The organism is Nostoc sp. DedQUE09 (assembly GCF_034530915.1).
GTDB lineage: Bacteria > Cyanobacteriota > Cyanobacteriia > Cyanobacteriales > Nostocaceae > Nostoc.
Genome location: NZ_JAVRCE010000006.1, coordinates 18486 through 36202, shown reverse-complemented (window position 1 = coordinate 36202; position 17717 = coordinate 18486). Strand labels below are relative to the sequence as shown.

General features: G+C 41.3%; 22 protein-coding genes and 3 pseudogenes. 12 read left to right on the top strand and 13 right to left on the bottom strand.

Translation table 11 applies throughout. The features are described from left to right. Positions 1-166 precede the first annotated feature (166 nt). Positions 167-685: a hypothetical protein gene (locus RMY27_RS05570; protein WP_322661175.1), complete on the top strand. Its 519-nt coding sequence runs from the start codon at positions 167-169 to the stop codon at positions 683-685. Here RMY27_RS05570 and RMY27_RS05565 read toward each other — a convergent pair. The 4 genes and pseudogenes from RMY27_RS05565 to RMY27_RS05550 all read right to left on the bottom strand — a co-directional run. Next, positions 657-758: pseudogene (locus RMY27_RS05565) on the bottom strand (TMEM175 family protein); the annotation flags it as partial. The gene RMY27_RS05570 and the pseudogene RMY27_RS05565 sit on opposite strands and share 29 nt — an antisense overlap. 41 nt (positions 759-799) lie before the next feature. Continuing rightward, positions 800-1552 carry a glucose 1-dehydrogenase gene (locus RMY27_RS05560; protein WP_322661173.1) on the bottom strand — a complete coding sequence of 251 codons (753 nt, stop codon included), beginning with the start codon at positions 1550-1552 and terminating at the stop codon, positions 800-802. Between the two features lie 16 nt (positions 1553-1568). Continuing rightward, complete coding sequence (locus RMY27_RS05555) at positions 1569-1739, bottom strand: hypothetical protein (protein ID WP_322661171.1); 171 nt, start codon at positions 1737-1739, stop codon at positions 1569-1571. Between the two features lie 643 nt (positions 1740-2382). Next, a complete protein-coding gene (locus tag RMY27_RS05550; RefSeq protein WP_322661169.1) occupies positions 2383-3135 on the bottom strand; it encodes a response regulator transcription factor in 753 nt (250 codons plus the stop codon). A 621-nt stretch (positions 3136-3756) separates the two neighbouring features. Between RMY27_RS05550 and RMY27_RS05545 the strand changes: the two genes are divergently transcribed. Further along, positions 3757-4170, top strand: a complete 414-nt coding sequence (locus RMY27_RS05545; protein ID WP_322661167.1) for a response regulator — start codon at positions 3757-3759, stop codon at positions 4168-4170. 43 nt (positions 4171-4213) lie between these two features. On the opposite strand, the gene RMY27_RS05540 is transcribed toward RMY27_RS05545, so the two are convergent. From RMY27_RS05540 to RMY27_RS05530, 3 genes and pseudogenes are all read right to left on the bottom strand, one after another. Further along, positions 4214-4564, bottom strand: coding sequence for a hypothetical protein (locus RMY27_RS05540; protein ID WP_322661166.1), 351 nt, complete (start codon positions 4562-4564; stop codon positions 4214-4216). A 63-nt stretch (positions 4565-4627) separates the two neighbouring features. After that, positions 4628-5422, bottom strand: a pseudogene (locus tag RMY27_RS05535) (IS5 family transposase). 186 nt (positions 5423-5608) lie between these two features. Continuing rightward, entirely contained in the window at positions 5609-6610 is a 1002-nt protein-coding gene (locus RMY27_RS05530; RefSeq protein WP_322661164.1) for a zinc-dependent alcohol dehydrogenase family protein, read from the bottom strand. Between the two features lie 98 nt (positions 6611-6708). On the opposite strand from RMY27_RS05530, the gene RMY27_RS05525 reads away from it, so the two are divergent. Beyond that, entirely contained in the window at positions 6709-7077 is a 369-nt protein-coding gene (locus RMY27_RS05525) for a helix-turn-helix domain-containing protein (protein ID WP_322661162.1), read from the top strand. A gap of 149 nt (positions 7078-7226) precedes the next feature. Here the strand turns inward: RMY27_RS05525 and RMY27_RS05520 are convergent, their stop codons facing one another. Continuing rightward, the gene (locus RMY27_RS05520) at positions 7227-7361 is read right to left on the bottom strand and encodes a hypothetical protein (protein WP_322661160.1); all 135 of its coding nucleotides are present in this window, start codon (positions 7359-7361) and stop codon (positions 7227-7229) included. A gap of 97 nt (positions 7362-7458) precedes the next feature. On the opposite strand from RMY27_RS05520, the gene RMY27_RS05515 reads away from it, so the two are divergent. Next, positions 7459-7665 carry a VOC family protein gene (locus RMY27_RS05515; protein WP_322661158.1) on the top strand — a complete coding sequence of 69 codons (207 nt, stop codon included), beginning with the start codon at positions 7459-7461 and terminating at the stop codon, positions 7663-7665. Between the two features lie 72 nt (positions 7666-7737). Beyond that, on the top strand, positions 7738-8001 hold the full coding sequence (locus RMY27_RS05510; RefSeq protein ID WP_322661157.1) for a hypothetical protein: 264 nt from the start codon (positions 7738-7740) through the stop codon (positions 7999-8001). 57 nt (positions 8002-8058) lie between these two features. Here the strand turns inward: RMY27_RS05510 and RMY27_RS05505 are convergent. Both RMY27_RS05505 and RMY27_RS05500 read right to left on the bottom strand, forming a co-directional pair. After that, positions 8059-8259 (bottom strand): annotated as a pseudogene (locus RMY27_RS05505) (IS4 family transposase); the annotation flags it as partial. A 369-nt stretch (positions 8260-8628) separates the two neighbouring features. Beyond that, positions 8629-8913, bottom strand: coding sequence for a hypothetical protein (locus RMY27_RS05500; RefSeq protein WP_322661155.1), 285 nt, complete (start codon positions 8911-8913; stop codon positions 8629-8631). A 41-nt stretch (positions 8914-8954) separates the two neighbouring features. On the opposite strand from RMY27_RS05500, the gene RMY27_RS05495 reads away from it, so the two are divergent. Together RMY27_RS05495 and RMY27_RS35445 are read left to right on the top strand one after the other, a co-directional pair. Next, the gene (locus RMY27_RS05495) at positions 8955-11588 is read left to right on the top strand and encodes a calcium-binding protein (RefSeq protein WP_322661153.1); all 2634 of its coding nucleotides are present in this window, start codon (positions 8955-8957) and stop codon (positions 11586-11588) included. 72 nt (positions 11589-11660) lie between these two features. After that, positions 11661-12026: a hypothetical protein gene (locus tag RMY27_RS35445; protein WP_416212310.1), complete on the top strand. Its 366-nt coding sequence runs from the start codon at positions 11661-11663 to the stop codon at positions 12024-12026. A gap of 158 nt (positions 12027-12184) precedes the next feature. Here the strand turns inward: RMY27_RS35445 and RMY27_RS05490 are convergent, their stop codons facing one another. Then, a complete protein-coding gene (locus RMY27_RS05490; RefSeq protein ID WP_322661151.1) occupies positions 12185-12949 on the bottom strand; it encodes a hypothetical protein in 765 nt (254 codons plus the stop codon). A 394-nt stretch (positions 12950-13343) separates the two neighbouring features. Here RMY27_RS05490 and RMY27_RS05485 point away from each other — a divergent pair, with 394 nt between their 5' ends. Together RMY27_RS05485 and RMY27_RS05480 are read left to right on the top strand one after the other, a co-directional pair. Then, on the top strand, positions 13344-14774 hold the full coding sequence (locus RMY27_RS05485) for an IS4 family transposase (RefSeq protein ID WP_322661149.1): 1431 nt from the start codon (positions 13344-13346) through the stop codon (positions 14772-14774). Positions 14775-14848: 74 nt separating this feature from the next. Next, complete coding sequence (locus RMY27_RS05480; RefSeq protein WP_322661147.1) at positions 14849-15811, top strand: hypothetical protein; 963 nt, start codon at positions 14849-14851, stop codon at positions 15809-15811. Positions 15812-15853: 42 nt separating this feature from the next. On the opposite strand, the gene RMY27_RS05475 is transcribed toward RMY27_RS05480, so the two are convergent. After that, positions 15854-16432, bottom strand: a complete 579-nt coding sequence (locus RMY27_RS05475) for a PEP-CTERM sorting domain-containing protein (protein WP_322661145.1) — start codon at positions 16430-16432, stop codon at positions 15854-15856. Positions 16433-16521: 89 nt separating this feature from the next. On the opposite strand from RMY27_RS05475, the gene RMY27_RS05470 reads away from it, so the two are divergent. From RMY27_RS05470 to RMY27_RS05460, 3 genes are all read left to right on the top strand, one after another. After that, positions 16522-16668 carry a hypothetical protein gene (locus tag RMY27_RS05470; RefSeq protein WP_322661143.1) on the top strand — a complete coding sequence of 49 codons (147 nt, stop codon included), beginning with the start codon at positions 16522-16524 and terminating at the stop codon, positions 16666-16668. 138 nt (positions 16669-16806) lie between these two features. Continuing rightward, on the top strand, positions 16807-17040 hold the full coding sequence (locus RMY27_RS05465) for an EF-hand domain-containing protein (protein ID WP_190920267.1): 234 nt from the start codon (positions 16807-16809) through the stop codon (positions 17038-17040). A 110-nt stretch (positions 17041-17150) separates the two neighbouring features. Further along, positions 17151-17294: a hypothetical protein gene (locus RMY27_RS05460; RefSeq protein WP_322661141.1), complete on the top strand. Its 144-nt coding sequence runs from the start codon at positions 17151-17153 to the stop codon at positions 17292-17294. A gap of 16 nt (positions 17295-17310) precedes the next feature. Here RMY27_RS05460 and RMY27_RS05455 read toward each other — a convergent pair whose 3' ends face one another. After that, positions 17311-17508, bottom strand: a complete 198-nt coding sequence (locus RMY27_RS05455) for an NblA/ycf18 family protein (protein WP_322661139.1) — start codon at positions 17506-17508, stop codon at positions 17311-17313. Between the last annotated feature and the right edge of the window lie 209 nt (positions 17509-17717).

The following is a 17717-nucleotide window of genomic DNA, read 5'->3' as shown; positions in this document are numbered from 1 at the left end:
TAGACCGCGTAAAGCTGGTTAATCGCTTTTTAATTCTCGTCCGATCACCGAAGAATAAATATCTGAGCCTTCAAAGGTTTAAATGAGGCAAGTAATTGCCTCATTTATTAGTAAGAGGAAGGCTTCGCCATAGCAAAAGTGAAAAAATAATATTGTGAGTCATGCAATGGTACAGCAACTTTTCACCCAAGGTTTTCTGTTCGACTTCCAAACAATATTAGATTATGGGCAATCAATATTAAGCGCCGCTCAAGAACTTTTGAAACCACTACTTGAGAATCGCCCCCTCTCTACGAAAACTGTTCAAGCCCAGATGAATCGCCACTTTCACGGCACGGCAGCAGAGGGCGCATGGCAGTGGAAAGATGCTTACGAGGCAGTGGAAGTGGCGCAAATATTATATCTGCGTCAAAAAGGTTACAAGCTTTTATTAGAGTCGCCGCTAACAGTATTATTGGAATTAGAAAAGTTAGTAGCCCTCTGCCCAACGCATACTCGCCGTAGTGAAGAGTCAGTACAGCTTCAGCAATTCTCCACCCCTCTGCCGCTTGCTTATCTGGTAGCCAAAGCAGGATTTATACAAGCTACTGATTTGGTGCTGGAGCCAAGTGCCGGAACTGGTTTGTTAGCACAAATGGCTAAACTTAGGGGTGCAGGACTTTTATTTCCAACACTAATAGCGTGATCGCGATCGCAAAGACTCTATCGCTAAATGCTTCGATGCGTCCAGTTTCCTTTTCATCTGGCGTTTCCATCATCCCTGATCCTCTTTGTAGATAATGCTTTTTAAAGTATCGGGCTATTTCTGAACGGCTGTAAATCCGCCATCAACTACCAAGTTATGTCCAGTTACAAATGCAGCACCATCGGAACACAGCCAAACGACTGCCGAGGCAATATCTTCTGGTGCCCCAATCCGTTGCAACGGAATACCTGCTGCAACTTGATCCAACATTTCGGGGGGAGCAGCTGCCCATAGTTCCGTTTTCACAGCACCCGGACTAATCGTGTTAATCCGAATTCGATCCGCAGAGTACTCAGCCGCAGCCGCACGGGAGAGGGCAATTACACCTGCTTTGGCAGCCCCATAGGCTCCGTAATTAGCAACACCAACCAATGCCCCCTGAGAAGAAATGTTGACGATCGCTCCACCTCCTGATTGCTGCATCGCAGGAATTTCGTACTTCATTGATAGCCAAACTGATTTGAGATTGGCATTAATCTCAAGATCCCAATCTGCTTCAGATAAGTCAGCAATTTTGCCAGAAGTTCCCGAACCAGCATTGTTAAATGCATAGTCGAGGCAACCGTAAGTTTCGATTGCTTTTTTTACCATCGCTTCAATATCAACTGCTTGCATGACATCGGCTTTGACAAACACTGCCTCACTGCCTGCTTCATGGATCAAATGAACGGTTTCCTCTCCCTGAGCCTCACGACGGGCAACGACAACTACTTTTGCTCCTTCTTTGCCAAAAGCTAGAGCAGTTGCACGACCAATCCCAGAACTCGCACCAGTAACAATCGCAACCTTTCCTGCCATTAAACTCATGACTGTTGCTCCTTAATCAACTTTGCAATCTTACCGCTATAATGCCAAGCTTTAGCCGAGAATTACTAATGTCAATTTGAGCGCCTACGCTCCCACTAGCTTTTTGACTGTTGGCGAATTGCCATCGCCTGTAGTCTGTTTTGGCCAGATCGTGATGGCGTAACCGTCCGATGGAAGCGATCGCCAAAAAAAAACACCCTACCGTACCCAATCACAGTAGAGCGTCCCTTCATGACACGTATTAACCTAAAGAAGATATACTCAGCAACATATAACAATAATCTAATTTACAGTTTATTTTTATACATCAGTGTAAGTACCACCTGCCAAAATTGCACCACCAAAGGAAGAGATTGACTGGCTTGCCAAAACCGATGCCCAGGTGTGGGGGAGCAAAACGACCTTAGCAGTTGTGTACACGTTTGGAAAGAAGAGCAAATTATTGGGCAAATTGAGATGATGCGTTGTCAACACGATTCAAGCGTTGGCTACGTCAATTTGTTTTACCTAAGTGATTCCAGATAATCTAGGGCTAGGAACTGTCAACCCTAACATTGATGGAAACATTACTGGCGGTACTAATAATTTTATAGGGGCTATTACAAGTGCATCAACTAATGATCTTCTCGTTAGTGGAGTTGACAATGGCATCCTTTCTGGCAGTGAGAATTGTGATCAGTTGTTCTCTCAAGTATTTAGTAGCTCATATTGCTTGTACCCAACTTTTTGCTTCTAGTTGAATCAGAAAAATTTGGTCAGTTGCTTGCATCTGCTCCCGATTGAGTGGAATGGATGGCTTAATTTTTAATCAATGGAATGTAGTATTGGTTTTATCCAAATCGATAACCAAAACCTCTTACAGTCACAATGTATTCAGGACGACTTGGATCTACCTCTAACTTCTCACGCAACCATCGAATGTGAACATCAACTGTTTTAGTATCTCCAAAAAAGTCTTCTCCCCAAATTTTGTCTACTATCTGTTGTCGTGTCCATACCCGCTGTGTATAACTCATAAACATTTCTAGTAAACGGAACTCTTTCGGAGCTAAATTCACCTGTTCACCCCGAAGCAGAACACAACACTCTTGCGGTATCAGTGTGATATCTTTGTATACTAATACTTGTATTGGCGGCAATTTCATTAACCATTGCCGACGCAGTAATGCCCGGGAACGTGCCACTAGCTCCCGCATTCCGAACGGTTTTGTTAAGTAATCATCTGCTCCTACTTCTAACCCTAAAACACAATCAGTTTCACTATTTTTAGCACTCAGCATCAAAATCGGTACTAAAATTCCTTGCTCACGTAGTAAACGGCAAATATTTAATCCATTTATATCAGATAACATTAAGTCAAGAACAATTAAGTCAAACGCAGGCTTTTCTGAGTTAGTTTCAAGTGAAGTCAAACATTCTATTGTCGCCCTCCCACTTGTTACTGTGATTACCTCATAACCTTCTTCCGATAATGCTACATCTAGCATTTTTCGGCTTAACTCTTCGCTTTCTGCTACTAAAACACGATAAGTCTGACCAATTTTTACTTCGGCAAAATAATTGGTTGATTCCTGGGTATGCATTGGGATCTCAAAGATTTAGTGTGCGCCTATATTTAGATAAATATTGAGAAATTTATCTCTGGGAACAAACAGAAATGCTTTTCATAACTATCACGGAACATCGCCTGCAAATAGCTTTCATGAGCTTATGAAAAAAAAAGACCCAGGTAGATAAAATATCTATCTAAAGATAGTGTTATTGAATAAATCTTATAATGTAACTATCTTTAGATACTTGAAAATAACTAAGTTATCAGTTGCACTTTGGCAATTTAATTAATACGTCATCGGCTGGCATTGAGGGCAGTGTTGATCGATTTCATTTCGGGAGTAGAAGTTAGTGGAGCGCTTACGCAGCAAGCAGTATCTTCGTAAGCGCGATCACGCTTACAGTCCTCTAATAATAAAGTGACAAAAGAGTTTTTTGAAATATGATTTTCAGACGACGCGTGACGGCAAAATACGCCTTGACTACTTTTAACCTTAACTGAGCTTTAATGTTTAAATAACACTTGTATAAGCTTGGTCTACTACCTTAAGAAAGGTTTTAAGTTTATGCCTTATGGTAGATGTCATAATGTTAAGCTGATATAAAGCAGCTAAATTGTGAGCAAGCTTCATAGCCAAAAAATTTACTAATTAATGATGAATTATCTACAAACTTTGAAAGGATTACGGGTGTTAGTAGTAGATGACAATGCGGATCACCTGGAATTAATTCAGTTCATCCTTGAACAATATAATGTACAAGTAACGGTTGTAACTTCAGCCTATGAAGCTTTCAATGCAATCAAGCTATTGGAAGCGAACATTCTTATCTGCGATATCCAGATGCCCGTTGAGGATGGTTATTCGCTAATTCGCCAAATTAGAAATCTTACTCAAAAAATCAAGGAAATTCCCGCCATAGCTTTGACAACGTGTACGTCAGATGAAACGCATTCTCTGGTTCTAAATGCAGGTTTTTCTACGTACCTAACAAAACCATTTGATCCAGATGAGTTAATAGCAGTTTTATCGAATCTTGTTGCTCGACATAGTGCATTATGCGCTTAAAATAATCGAGAACTTGTATCGATACATAGTGTAAACATTCTATTCAGGCATTTTCTACCACAGTTCCTTGGTGATACACAATCTTCCAACCCTGCGGTGTCTGTCGCCAGATCGTTGAGCGTCGGGTAATGCGAGTACCCTGAATCAGGGTATAGGTTACAAGGTAGTTTTCGGCGGCAATCTCAAGGCAATGAAAGTCACGAGTCTGCCATGTGTCTTCCTCTGGGCTGGCATAACGCTTCTCCATCTCATCCAACACATACTGCCGACTGTAACGCCGACCCGAAGCACCTACTTCCCAAAATGTGGCTTCTGTCATCCGCTCAAAGTCGGCACGTCTCGTCCCCAACTCTGGACGATGAAAAATTGGCTCCCGTTGTATAAGTTGGTTCAAAACATTCAGTATCTTTGGATCTGTGACTAAGAGGATGTTTTAAAAGTTGGAACCAGTCAAAAATCATGCAAGTCGTCTGAGCATAATACGAATCATGGCAATATAGATGAATGTCTCTGAGGTTTCAGGAAGACGTTCATAATCCTTACTCAAACGCCGACACCAATTAAGCCAGCCAAAAGTGCGCTCCACAACCCAACGCTTTGGTAATATGGTAAAACCCTTTTGTTCCAAGGGTCGGAGTACGATTTCAACAATCCACCGAAACATATCCATCACCCACCGCATAAATTCTTCTCCTCGGTATCCTCCATCCATCCAAATGATATTCAATCGTTTTATCTGATTACCTGTGTCATGAACTCGTTTAAGGACAAGTTTTGCTCCTTGTCGCTCTGGGAGGCTAGCAGATACTGCGCAAAACCCGTAAAACTAGCCCTAGTAGATCAACAGTCAAATGTCGTTTACGCCCGTGTATCTTTTTACCTGCGTCATAACCTACATCGATTGAAATCATAGTTGCTGTTTCCACTGATTGACTGTCAACAGCTGCGTATCTGTTGGACTAGGTTCACGTCCCGCATCAACCCGAACCCACTGGTAAAGTTTATCGTGAATCTTTAACCACGTACCATCTTTACTCCATCTCCAAAAATAGCCATAAACGGTTGACCATGCTGGAAAATCACCTGGTAAGGCTCGCCATGTACATCCCTGGCATAACACGTAAAGAATGGCATTGACGACAGTAAACAACGCTACAGTACGCTTTCGACCGCCTGGTTTTGCTTGTGGAAACTCTTGTGCGATTAATTCCCACTGCTCCCATGTCAAGTTGCTAGGATATGCTTTAGTCATTCGCTCACGAGGTGCTGATTCTTATACAAATTTCAGCTTAAGCCTTGTGAGTTTTCTTACAACAGCCCTCCACTTTTAAAACATCCTCTAAATTCGGTTCCATATTCTTTGAAACAATATCACAGTTAATCCCCTCTAATATTAGATGGGGCGGCTCAAAGTGTTTTGAACTTTTTTGGAGAAAAGCTAAAGATTGAATGATTGTGTCAGCACAATTTTCCCAATTGCTTGACCTGACTCAGCGTATTGATGGGCAGAAGCAATTTCAGCCATGCTGAAGATTTTATCCAGATGTGGATGTACCTTGCCTTCATCCACCAATTGAGCCAACTTTGACAAAATCTCTCCATGATGGGCGCGACCTCTACCAAACAGCATGGGAATCAGCATAAAAACTAGATGCAGCGTTAACCCTTTTAGATGCAGTAAAGTTAAATCTTGATGAGATAGCGAAACAATGGAAACAATTGTTCCGTTGAGCTTTGCTGCTTTGAAGGCATTCTGAAGATTGTCGTTACCAACTGTATCAAACACCACGTCAAAACCCTCCCCATCCGTATGCTCTGCCACAAATTCTTCAACAGGTTGTTGCTGATAGTTGATGATCACATCTGCACCCAACCGACGAGCGATTATCCCTTTCTCATTACTAGAGACCAAGGCGAATACCGTTGCTCCTGCCCACTTTATCAGTTGAACGGCTATATGACCTACACCCCCAGTCGCTCCATAAACTAAAACCTTTTGCCCTGGCTGAATCTTGGCGCGATCAATCAGTCCTTCCCAAGCTGTAATTGAAACTAAGGGAAGTGCAGCCGCTTCTGCCATTGTGATAGATACTGGCTTATGAGCAACCAAGTTAGCATCAACCAACATATATTCTGCCAAGGCTCCACCCAAACCTTTCACGCCGCCAGCACAAGCGTAAACTTCATCCCCAACCTGGAAATCATTAACTCCTACTCCAACTGCTTTGATTGTTCCTGCTACATCTCCATGCAAAACGGCTGGAAAGACAGGAGTAATATCCGCCACAAGCCCTTGTCGGATCTTCAAATCAACTGGATTGATACTTGTCGCAGCCACTCGAATTAGGACATGGTGAGGAAGAATTAAAGGAATCGGCAAATCTGCTTCTCTAAAAATATTTGAACCGCCAAATTGGTCAATGACTAGCGCTTTCATCATCTTGTTTTCCCGCAGTAATCTAGATTTGCAACGTATCATTGCAGTACATCTGTCCGCAAGAATTTACACATTGGTGCAATAGTTACTTTTTGGTAAACATGGCTCTAAATCCTGATTCTAATGATTCTCAATTGACCTACTTGCCTCAACCAGCGCTTGAACGGATTGCCAAGATGAATCTGTTTGACACCAGATGCGCTGCTCATCAAATGCTAGAAATCATTGCCAATAAATGGACAGTTTTGATCGTTTATGCGTTAACTCAAGGCAAAAAGCGATATGGACAACTCAAACAACAGATTGTTGGTGTCTCGCCGAAAATGCTGATTCAGAGCCTGCGAAATTTAGAGCGCTATGGGTTAGTTGAGAGAGAGGTCTATCTATCCGTCCCCCCAAGAGTCGAATATTCACTCACTCCACTGGGGGCTTCTCTAGTGGAGCCATTGGCAATACTGGAAAGGCATTGATGCTATAGCTTTGATGGTAGAAATGATAGACAATCAAATAAATGTTGTTTCTCAGATTCGGGATTTTGTCAAGTAGTTTAGAGAACAAAAAATTACTATTAAAGAATTTCTTGGTGGGCCACCAACTCTGCACTTCCTAGACGAAGAAATTATGGAAGATATTCTTGAGCAGATGTTGTCAGAATTAATGAGTCGGCATCGGGCGAGTCATTCTGTTCTATTTGGGCAAGGTATCTGGCATAGCGTAACTGAGGCATAGCCTTTGGAGCAACACGTACCGTCACACGTTTTTTCTATTCTCCATGATCTCAATTAAGAGTTGAATAATTAGGTCAATTGTACTAATCTAATTTCAATTCACCTCAAAAGCGAAGGTCAATTATGATTGATCACACTGGTGTCGTTGTGAGTGATTTTGAGCGAAGCAAGTCCTTTTATACTGCGGCATTAGAACCAGTTGGACTCTCACTCATTGTAGAGTATTCAGCGCCTACCACTGGAAGTACCGATATTGCTGGTTTCGGTCAGCCGCCAGAAGCTGAATTCTGGCTGAGTCTTGGTAATCCGGGTTCTGTAAGAGTTCAATAGCATTTAAAGTTCATAACCATGCTGCTGTTGAGGCATTTTACAACGCAGCTTTAGCTGCTGGTGGACGAGACAATGGTGCGCCCGGTTTTCGCACTCAGTATCATCCTAACTACTATGCTGCTTTCGTTCTTGATCCAGACGGGCATAATATTGAAGCAGTCTGTCATCAACCTGAATAATGAAACAACGATGATATCACCTGGATCTAAGTCGAGGGTAGAACTACAACACCAAGGAATGTATCCTTTGAGCCACCCAAAAGATTGGTCATGGCCATTCTGGGCTGCTGTCCCACTTTACCCCTATGGCAAGCGGCGGACGGCTCTAGTTTTTTGACCACACGAAGATTGCTTCTACCTTCCGGTTCTGGTATCTGCTCATCCAAAATCTCTCTTACAAGCCAGGTGAAAAAAAAGGAAATTCTTCTGGTTGAAGTCGCTGAAATTTAGGAACAGCGCGACGGACGATGTTCAGTGTCCCCGTAAAACTTAATCTTTTAGGGGAAGTATGAGTAGATTCGGCAACTTGAAACATAAGCGAACGCACAGCCCAATGACCGAGCAGCCAGCCATAAATTTCCTGAATAACTTCACGCTCATTGCAATCACTAGGCAAATTACCAAATGCGTTGGTAAGGCTCGCTTCCATTCCTCATTACTGTGTGTCTGCGATCGCTTTAGAAATTGCCTCTGCTGGGATGGTTGTTTCTAAAGCTTTGAGTACTGTACCTGATTCAATTGCTGGTGAAATTAGTGAGAATTCTTTGAGTTGCATTCAACATCAGTACACTTGGGTGACAAACCTTAGTCTACCTGGTTTTGAGCTTAACCGAACCGTATTGAGACCGCTCCCGTCACAAATGAAACCGCTCCAGTTTGTTAGGGAGTGCGTAGATGCAGATGCAAAGCGGCTTAAGCGATCGCTTAGTATTCTGTAGAAAAAACTGATACAGGCGATCGCAGTTTATAGAAGAGCGATCACTGCAATCGTGGATTCACCGAATCTAATTGCTGCGTCGCAGATGGCGTTAGGTTGTTTTTCTACTATTTTGTTAGAAGAAATTTTTAACTGCTCTTGCATAATTCCTGAATCAACTTCTGTTAAATACAACGGTTTTGGTGAACCAAAACTCCTAACTAAACCAAAAATTGGGTAAGTATCACAGTTAGCACAGTAAAGTATGCCGAAAATGTCACCCTTGAGGCAAATTTTTGTGTCTGAGAAATAGCATAAATAGCAAGTTGACAACTGAAGAAACGTGAAAAAATCGATTTAGGTAGGCAAATGTTATGGCAAATATAATTGGAAGCGACGAGAATGATACTCTATTAGGCAGCAAGTTCGCGGACACCATTAACGGTAAGGCAGGTGACGATACTTTGACTGGTGGAGGCGGCAAGGATACATTTGTTTACGACTTCTATCGCGGCACTGATATTATCAGCGATTTTGGTGGCATAGGTAAAGGCGTAACTCCATCGGCAGCAGTCATTGCCGAAGTGGATATCATAAAATTTGATGGTTCAGGTTTTACTGCTCAAAATTTGCTGCTCACTCAGAATGGCAGCAATCTGGAAATCACCTTTGAAGATGTAGATGTATCTGATGCTAAAGTCATCCTGCAAAACTTTAATTTAGAAAACCTGGAGAACCTAAAAGCTTCTGGAGCAACACCAGCGATTGGCAATATCCTGTTTGATGGGCAAACTAGCATCACAGACAATTTTAATGTCCTGGATGCCAACTCTACTGAAACGAACCTGGGTATCAAGAACACGGTGACTTTCCTCAATGACCTATCCAACAATATTACGGGTTTAGATAACTCAAATGATGTCGTCAATGGTCAGGGCGGTAATGACAAAATCGATGGCTTAAGTGGCAATGACATTCTCAGGGGTGGTGTAGGCAATGATACTCTGATTGGTGGTGTAGGCAATGACACGCTCATTGGTGACGCGGGGAATAACTCACTTATTGGTGGTGCTGGGGATGATTATTTAAATGTTAACTATTCAGAAGGCAATAACCTGCTCTCTAGTGGTGACGGGAATGATTATCTCTTTGCCTCTGGTGACTACAACGAGTACCGAGGCTCATTTTCATTTGGCAATCCAATAATAGGCAATAACACCCTCAACGGTGGTGCTGGTAACGACTTTTTTTATGCTAATTATTCAGCAGGCAATAACACCTTCAACGGTGATGCTGGAGATGATCGCTTATATGTTGATTATTCAACAGGTAATAATCTGCTCTCTGGTGGCACGGGTAATGATTCTCTCTCCGTTTCTGGCTTCTCCGATGGTGGAGGAGGAGGTTTTTTTAAAAGATATTATGGCACAGGCAATAACACCCTCAACGGTGATGCTGGAGATGATTACTTAGATGCTCGTTATACAACAGGTAATAACACTCTCAACGGTGGTATTGGTGATGATTACTTGGATGTTGACAATTCAGAAGGCAATAATCTGCTCTCTGGAGGCGATGGCAATGATTCATTCTATGTAACTGCCCTAGTAGATATTGTCCCCTCTTCTTTAGTAACTCAAACGGTAGATGGGGGTAAAGATGATGATTTGTTGTCTGTCAATTACAGAAATGCTACCAAAGGAATCACAACGACTTACAATGCTACTACTAACATTGGATCAATTACAGCAGATACGAATCGAGTTAGCTACAAGAATATCGAACGATTAAATCTCATTGGTACAGCCTACGATGACAATATTGTGGGAACCAATGGCAACGATACCCTCTCTGCCGACTATGGCAAAGATACGATCGATGGCGGCAAAGGTGACGATTTGTTGTCCGTCGATTATGCCGGGGCTACCAAAGGAATCACAACGACTTACAATGCTACTACTAACACTGGATCAATTACAGCGGGTACGAATCGAGTTAGCTACAAGAATATCGAACGATTAAATCTCATTGGTACAGCCTACGATGACAATATTGTGGGAACCAATGGCAACGATACCCTCTCTGCCGGCTATGGCAAAGATACCATAGACGGGGGTAAGGGTGACGATTTATTGTCCGTCAATTACAGCAGCTACAGCAATGGAATTACAACAAGTTTCAATGCTACTACTAACACTGGATCAATTACAGTAGGCACGAATCAGGTTAGCTACAAAAATATCGAACGATTAGATATCAAAGGTACAGATTACAATGACAATATTGTGGGGAACAATGGGAATGATACGCTCTCTGCGGGCAATGGCAAAGATACCATAGACGGGGGTAAGGGTGACGATCTGTTGTTTATTAATTACCAGAGTGCTAACGGAGGAATCACTTCGGCATTCAATGCTACTACTAACACTGGATCAATTACAGCAGGCACGAATCAGGTTACCTACAAGAATATCGAACGATTAGATATCTGGGGTACAAATTACGATGACAACATTGTGGGGAACAATAGCAATGATATGATAGATGGGGGCATTAGTGGCAATGATACAATTATTGGTGGTGCAGGTAACGATAGGTTGATTGCTAGCTCTCTGGGCAATAATACCCTTTATGGTGGTTTTGGCAATGATATTCTGACAGGTGAGTTTGGTAATGATACCCTCTATGGAGAAGATGGTATTGATACCTTTGCCTTCAATAGTTACCGCAAAGGTGTTGATACTATTTATGACTTTAACGCCACTAATGAACTAATTCAGCTATCGACTTATGATTTTGATGAGGGATTATCATCAGGTTCACTTGGGACAAGTCAGTTTACTATTGGAACATCTGCAAGCACTAGCGATCAGCGATTTATCTACAACAGCGGTACAGGTGGACTGTTCTTTGACCAAGATGGCAGTGCATCTGGGTTTACTCAGGTAAAATTTGCACAATTATCTGCTGGATTGTCACTAAGCGCAAACAATTTTGTAGTTGTCTAATCTTTATTAGCGCTCTTGCCTCACTAATCGGCACGGTTTGCGGGGTGCTATTTTTAGCATCTCGCATCTCTTTTGCTCAATGTCTGTTTGCGGTGGAATAAGTGGGTCACAATAGACGACAGTCTGGCTAATAATATCTGGAACGGGCGTAGTGAAGTCGTTCAACGTCTTTTAGCCCAAAAATGTGAAATTTGCGGGGCAACGGATAATATTGAAGTTCACCATATCCGCAAACTAGTAGACATTAAGCCTCATGAATGTCAAGAACGTCCAGAATGGTCAATTTTCTTTGTACTATCACAAAACTGTAGTAAATTCGCTTCGTCCAAAGACTGTAGTCCCAATTGGGGTAAGGGTGACAGTATGTTTTTAGAACATGTTGTGTCTTCTAGCGAATATTACTCGGATTATTGTATTAAATATTTATTATATACGTAAGAGTTTATTAGCGATCGCTCTCCAAGTGGGGTCATCTCACAAAATCGCATTGCTCCCGATAAGATATCGGACATGGGCTGATTGTAGTTTTTGAGTTGTCGTTGTGAGAGACAATAACTCTACTACATCAGCCCTCTCTTCTCATCCTCTTATTTTGGCTAAGGTATTGATTGAAATGAGACAATATCGTTAATATCACTATTGGCTGTACGGGTAATTGTGGTGTCAAATTGGAAAGGAATAATTTTTAGTGACACAGCCAGATTAACGCTTAATGAGTCCAATACCCCAGATAGTCCTATATTGCTATCATTTAGTAATCCTTGGGTAAGGTCGCGATTGAGAACTTCATAAAGACCTGCTTCTACTGGATAATTTGCCAAGAAATCTTTAATGTAATTACCGATGGGTATGACATCTTTAAATACACTTGAGTCAATTCCATCAACATAATCTAAATTAACAGTAACATCGGCAACTATACCGCCATCAATTGGAGATGTAATGTCTTCTAAACGAAATGAAATAATATCGTTTATGTTACCATTTGGGGTACGAGTATTTGTGCTGTCAAATTGGAAAGGAATAATGGCAGGTGCGACATCAAGATTCAAGCTTAAAGAGTTTAGCACTTCAGAAAGCCCTAGATTGTCATCAGTTAGCAGTTCTTTCGTGAGATTGCGATTGATAACTTCAAATAAGTCATTAGGATTATTTAGATAATTAGTCAGGTAATCTTTGATATTATTAGCAATGGGTACGATACTTTTTAATTCACTTGGGTTCAGCCCATCGATATAATCCAAGTTAACTGTAACATCAGCAACTTCGTTATTCTCTACTTGAAGCCGAATGTCTTCCAACTTAAACGAAACTAAGTTAGATTTGCGTGTTATACTATCAAGAATGAATTCGTATGACATAATCTAATTTTTTCAGACAATTTTCTCATTCTTTAATTCTTAAAATACCAAAGTTGGGGTAAATTTTCGCATCCCTGTACATTAAAGTATTATTGTCGAATCGCACTAAAAAAAGCTGAAATAGTTGCCTGATAAGAGGTTTAGAAAATTAATAGTTTTAAGGTCGGGAATCAGAATAATCTGGAACTCTCAGTTTGTGATGCCGAATGCATTGCGTCTCCAAGAGTTGACGGGCGAAGCAGTGCCATCGCTGCTTCATTAGCCTACCTGACTTTTCACGGGATATGGAAAGGAGAGAATGGTTCGCGAATGATATTCGCGAACCATTCTTCCATAAAAATGATCTTTATATTTGCTGATATTGTCGTTGTAGGTGTGAGTGACATGGGTGCAAATGAAAATATTAGAGAGAAACCCGTATAAAGAGTGTGATTTTGGAGACAAACGCTTAACTCAACGAGCAGTATCGATTGCAGAGTGTTTGTCTGTAAAATATGGAGAGCCATTATCAAAAGTATTTAAAAGTGCCAGCGATCTCAAACGCGGTTACGAATTTTTCTCTAATCCCAAAACAACATTTTTTAAATTGACTCAACCCTCTTTTAAACAAACAGCGCGACAGATAAATGGCATACCAGTTGTGCTAGCGGTAGGGGATACGAGTTTTCTTGATTACAATAAAATACTAGACAAACGTGACGATTACGGTCCGACAGGAAATGGTGGAAATGGACTAATTCTACACACCTCTTTAGCATTAGACCCAGATTTTGGTCAGCCATTAGGGCTGTTGTGGGAGAAGTTATGGCATCGAGAAAAAAGCCAAAAACCACCCATATCTGAAGAACCCGAACAGAAAAAACAGCGATTAAAAGAAAAACGCAAAGCTCAAAGAAAAAAGCCATTTGAAGAAAAAGAGTCTTACCGATGGGTGGAAGCGTTTGAAAAAGTAGAAAACCTATTTAGTAGTTTAAAAACTCCCATAGGGGGACAGACTTCAAGAGTCGTTCATGTCTTTGACCGGGAAGGCGATATTGCAGAGGTATTTGCACGAGTCAGTCATTCCCAAAATACAGGTGTTGTTGTCAGAGCGGCTCATAATCGATGCCTAGAGGTAGAAAATTCTTATTTGTGGTCACATATATCTTCTCAATCAGTACAGTTTGTAAAGGAGGTTGAACTAATTGAAACCAAAAAGCGTTCAAAAAGAACTGCAACTTTAGAAGTTAGATTTTGTCCAATTTCAATAAGTCCTCCTTCAAGATTAAAAAACTCCGTCCGTTTCAATGTTTATGCTGTTTATGCAAAAGAAATTGATAGTCCTGATGGGTGCGAACCAGTAGAGTGGATGCTATTAACAAGTGAATCTGTACTCTCCCAACAAGATGCCGCGTCAATTTTGCGTTGGTATACGTATCGTTGGCGAGTGGAAGAGTATCATAAGATTCTTAAATCTGGCTGCAAAGCAGAAAGCTATCGTTTGGCTGGTGAGAGTATGTCATCGATGCTAGGGTTTTTAACTGTAATTGCCGCACAGCTATTACGAATAACTTATCTGCACCGCAACTGTCCGCATCTGAATGCGGTTACTGTGTTAACTAAATTACAAATAGATGTGTTGCTCTCTTGTACTCCACATCAACTGAAAAAGGATGTCCAATTAAATATTGACTGGGCGATTCGGGCAATTGCACGTCTCGGTGGATACTTAGAGCATAGGAAAAATAGTGCAATTGGAATACAAGTTTTGTGGAGAGGTTGGTTAGAGCTAGAAACTTTATGCCAGGGTTGGCTACTACACCAAAATCTTAAATTAATCGACTAAGTTTCGTTGGTTCTGGCTTGAACATGAGAAAGTGGTTCGCGAACGACATACGCGAACCATTAGTTGTTTGTTTTATGCCAAAAGACTGTAAGCTCTCTAAAGAAGAGCAACTTGTTAAGCGCATTGACCAACTGCTTAAAGCCAAAAAAGACATAGAGCAAGAAATCCAGTCGATAATTGCTTCGGGTCAGGTCGCTCCCAGCGGATGTTGGATTGTCCGCTATCTAGCTAAAGGGCGTAATCATACGTACTGGTATTACAAACTACAAGCTACCAACCCAATATTTCTCACCAAAACTGATGGGAAAGGTTCTCGATATCAACATTTAGGCAAAGCTGGTAGTCAAGCTTACTTAGATGCCCTTGAGCAAATTACTCGTCGAGCGAAAATTGAAGCGTTAGACCGTGCAGTTGAAATTCTCAATCAGGGTTTAAAAGATTTGGTTGAGGAAACTTCTAAACATAACGACGAGAAGATGGTGGAGTTTAAGGCACTGGCTGTAACGCATCGGCACGTTATCAAGAATTATCTTCATGTCAGTATCTCGGAAAAACACACACCGATAGCGATCGCACAGAAACTACTTGCGAAGATTGATTTGAAGTTGGACTACATTGGTCGGTTGGGGTCGAGGGAAAACAGGGAGTGCGTTTATCGGTTTGTTGCCCCTGATGATCAGCGTGATTCTATTTTTGGGCAGTGGTTAAATCGAGATGAAGCATCATACAGTGAGTTGGTGTCAGTCACTAATAATATAGTTTTATCGACACCAGTGATTGACACAACCTCCCAAATATTACAAGAGGTAGTGTCCAGCCCCCAAGTCCAAGCCTGGAAAGGGCTGAAGCTGAAATTGCAGCAGGGTTTGGACAGTATTAGCTCTTCCTACAGTGAGTTAATCTCCAAGGTTGGTGAGGCTGTTGGCGTTGCTGATGGGGAGCCTTACTGGAACGCATACCTGGGGCAGTGGCAGGTTTGGGTCAGCTTTACAGACGGGTGTAGGTCTGTGGTTTGTGATTGGTTGGTGATGGTGTAGTGAGAGAAAGCTTTGGTAAAGAGTTGAGTAATTCATGCTTTACTATTTCGTCTTCCCAGCTTTTTTAGAGACAGCAATTGCACTAACTCCAAACAATAGACCTAGTAGGGAAGTGGGTTCTGGTACTGATGTAGATGAAGAACTCAGGGTAATATTGGCAGCAGAATCTTGATAGATGTATGTTCCTGCCAGTCCCACTTCACCCGTCAAGGTAATTTCAGAGCTTGAAGTTTTTTCTAAGGTATATCTTGGAGCATCAAAAGCAATGCCAAAATCAACTACTAAATTCCAATTCGACCCAGAACCAAGCTCAAAATCAACATCTGGGGTTAAGTTACCGCCATTAGTAGATCCTTTCTTCAAATTCAAGTTTAGATTGTTGACGGATAGCTCCCAATCGCTCAAAGTCCCGGACTTTGAGTAAACCACGAATCCTGAATATTCGCTCTTGAATGGCAAAGAGTTCGTAAGGAATGGGCTAGTAGCATCGACTAAGGTAAAATCACCTGAAAATTCTTGTCTAGTTAGAATCGCTCCCAGTACGGGAGTAGCATGAAATACGCTTGCAACTACCAAACCAATCACGGCAACGCTAACTTTAGAGAGTCGAACTTGATTCATGGATTAGGTATGCTATCTAAAATTGTTGAAGGTATGCTATCACATCGGGAGCAACTTAAGATACATTCGATACACCAAAAATTTCTGCGATGTGCGGTGTTCTCGAAGAATCGCTCAAGCCAAGAAATGGGCAATACAATATATTTATTAAAGAATTACTCAGTACCCTAACGATTGACGAGCGTTGCGGTGTGATGCTGGAGTTTGAATACGCTTGCCCTGACAAATTTGCTTAATTGGTGGCAGATACACCCAATCTAAGCCCCAGCGATCGCAGTTTCTACGTCTAAAGACACAAGTTTATTTAATTTTGAGAGATTAATCAGAGATTAATGAGATATTAAGTTGAAAAACGGTTCTTCAGATAGAAACTTATGGCAACCGAGCAAGAGCTTCAATCTCTTTTTAATAAATTAGATACCGATCAAGACGGCAAAATCTCCATTAATGATCTTTTTTTAAGCCCTGGCTTAAGTACAATCATTTCATCAGAAACAAATATCAGTACTCCCCAGGAATTGCTAGTAAATTATGATTCAGACTCTGACGGTAGTATTACATTTGAAGAGTTAAAGTCAGCAGTTAAGAAAGCAGATAATTTAACCTAGCTGTCAAAAAACCCAATACCAAATATCAATACCCAAAATCCCTCTAAGCGCCCACGTTTTGAAGGATTTGCAATTTTCATGGTTATTGGTGAATCGCTAGCACAAAAGAGATGACCACACAAGTAATTCACATAATATCCTTTGACATTCCCCAAACACTCACCCAGGTAGAAAGTGCTGCTATTCAAGGTTGCAAGGGGCTGAAGCTGAAAATGCAGCTTGGGCTTACCAGTATTGGCTCTTTCTACAGTTGACGGGAGCAAGTTTGTTTTAACGCAAGATTGAACCTGAACCAACTTCCCACTGATGTTTGAGCAATTCTTGGTAAGTCTTTTCCCTTATCATCATCTGCTTATACAGCATCTGCAAAAATTCTTGAGCTTGTTCATGGGACATCTGCTGCACAAGATCCACGAAAGTTCTAAGGCTAAATTCTTGTTCTAAAGATAATTCAATGGGTTGGTTCATAGCTTTTATTTCAGTTTGCTAAGTTAAGCAAATATTGCTTTATATAAATAAATATTACAATAGCTTTACAAAAATCAAAGGTGTGTAAACCGTACCGCAGTAGGTTAGAAATGCCGTATCTGCTGCTGGAAACCCTGATATCACTCCATTGTGGCAACCCAAGTAAAAACTTAAGTTCTAAAGTTTTTTACTAAAAGGTTTTTAAAAGT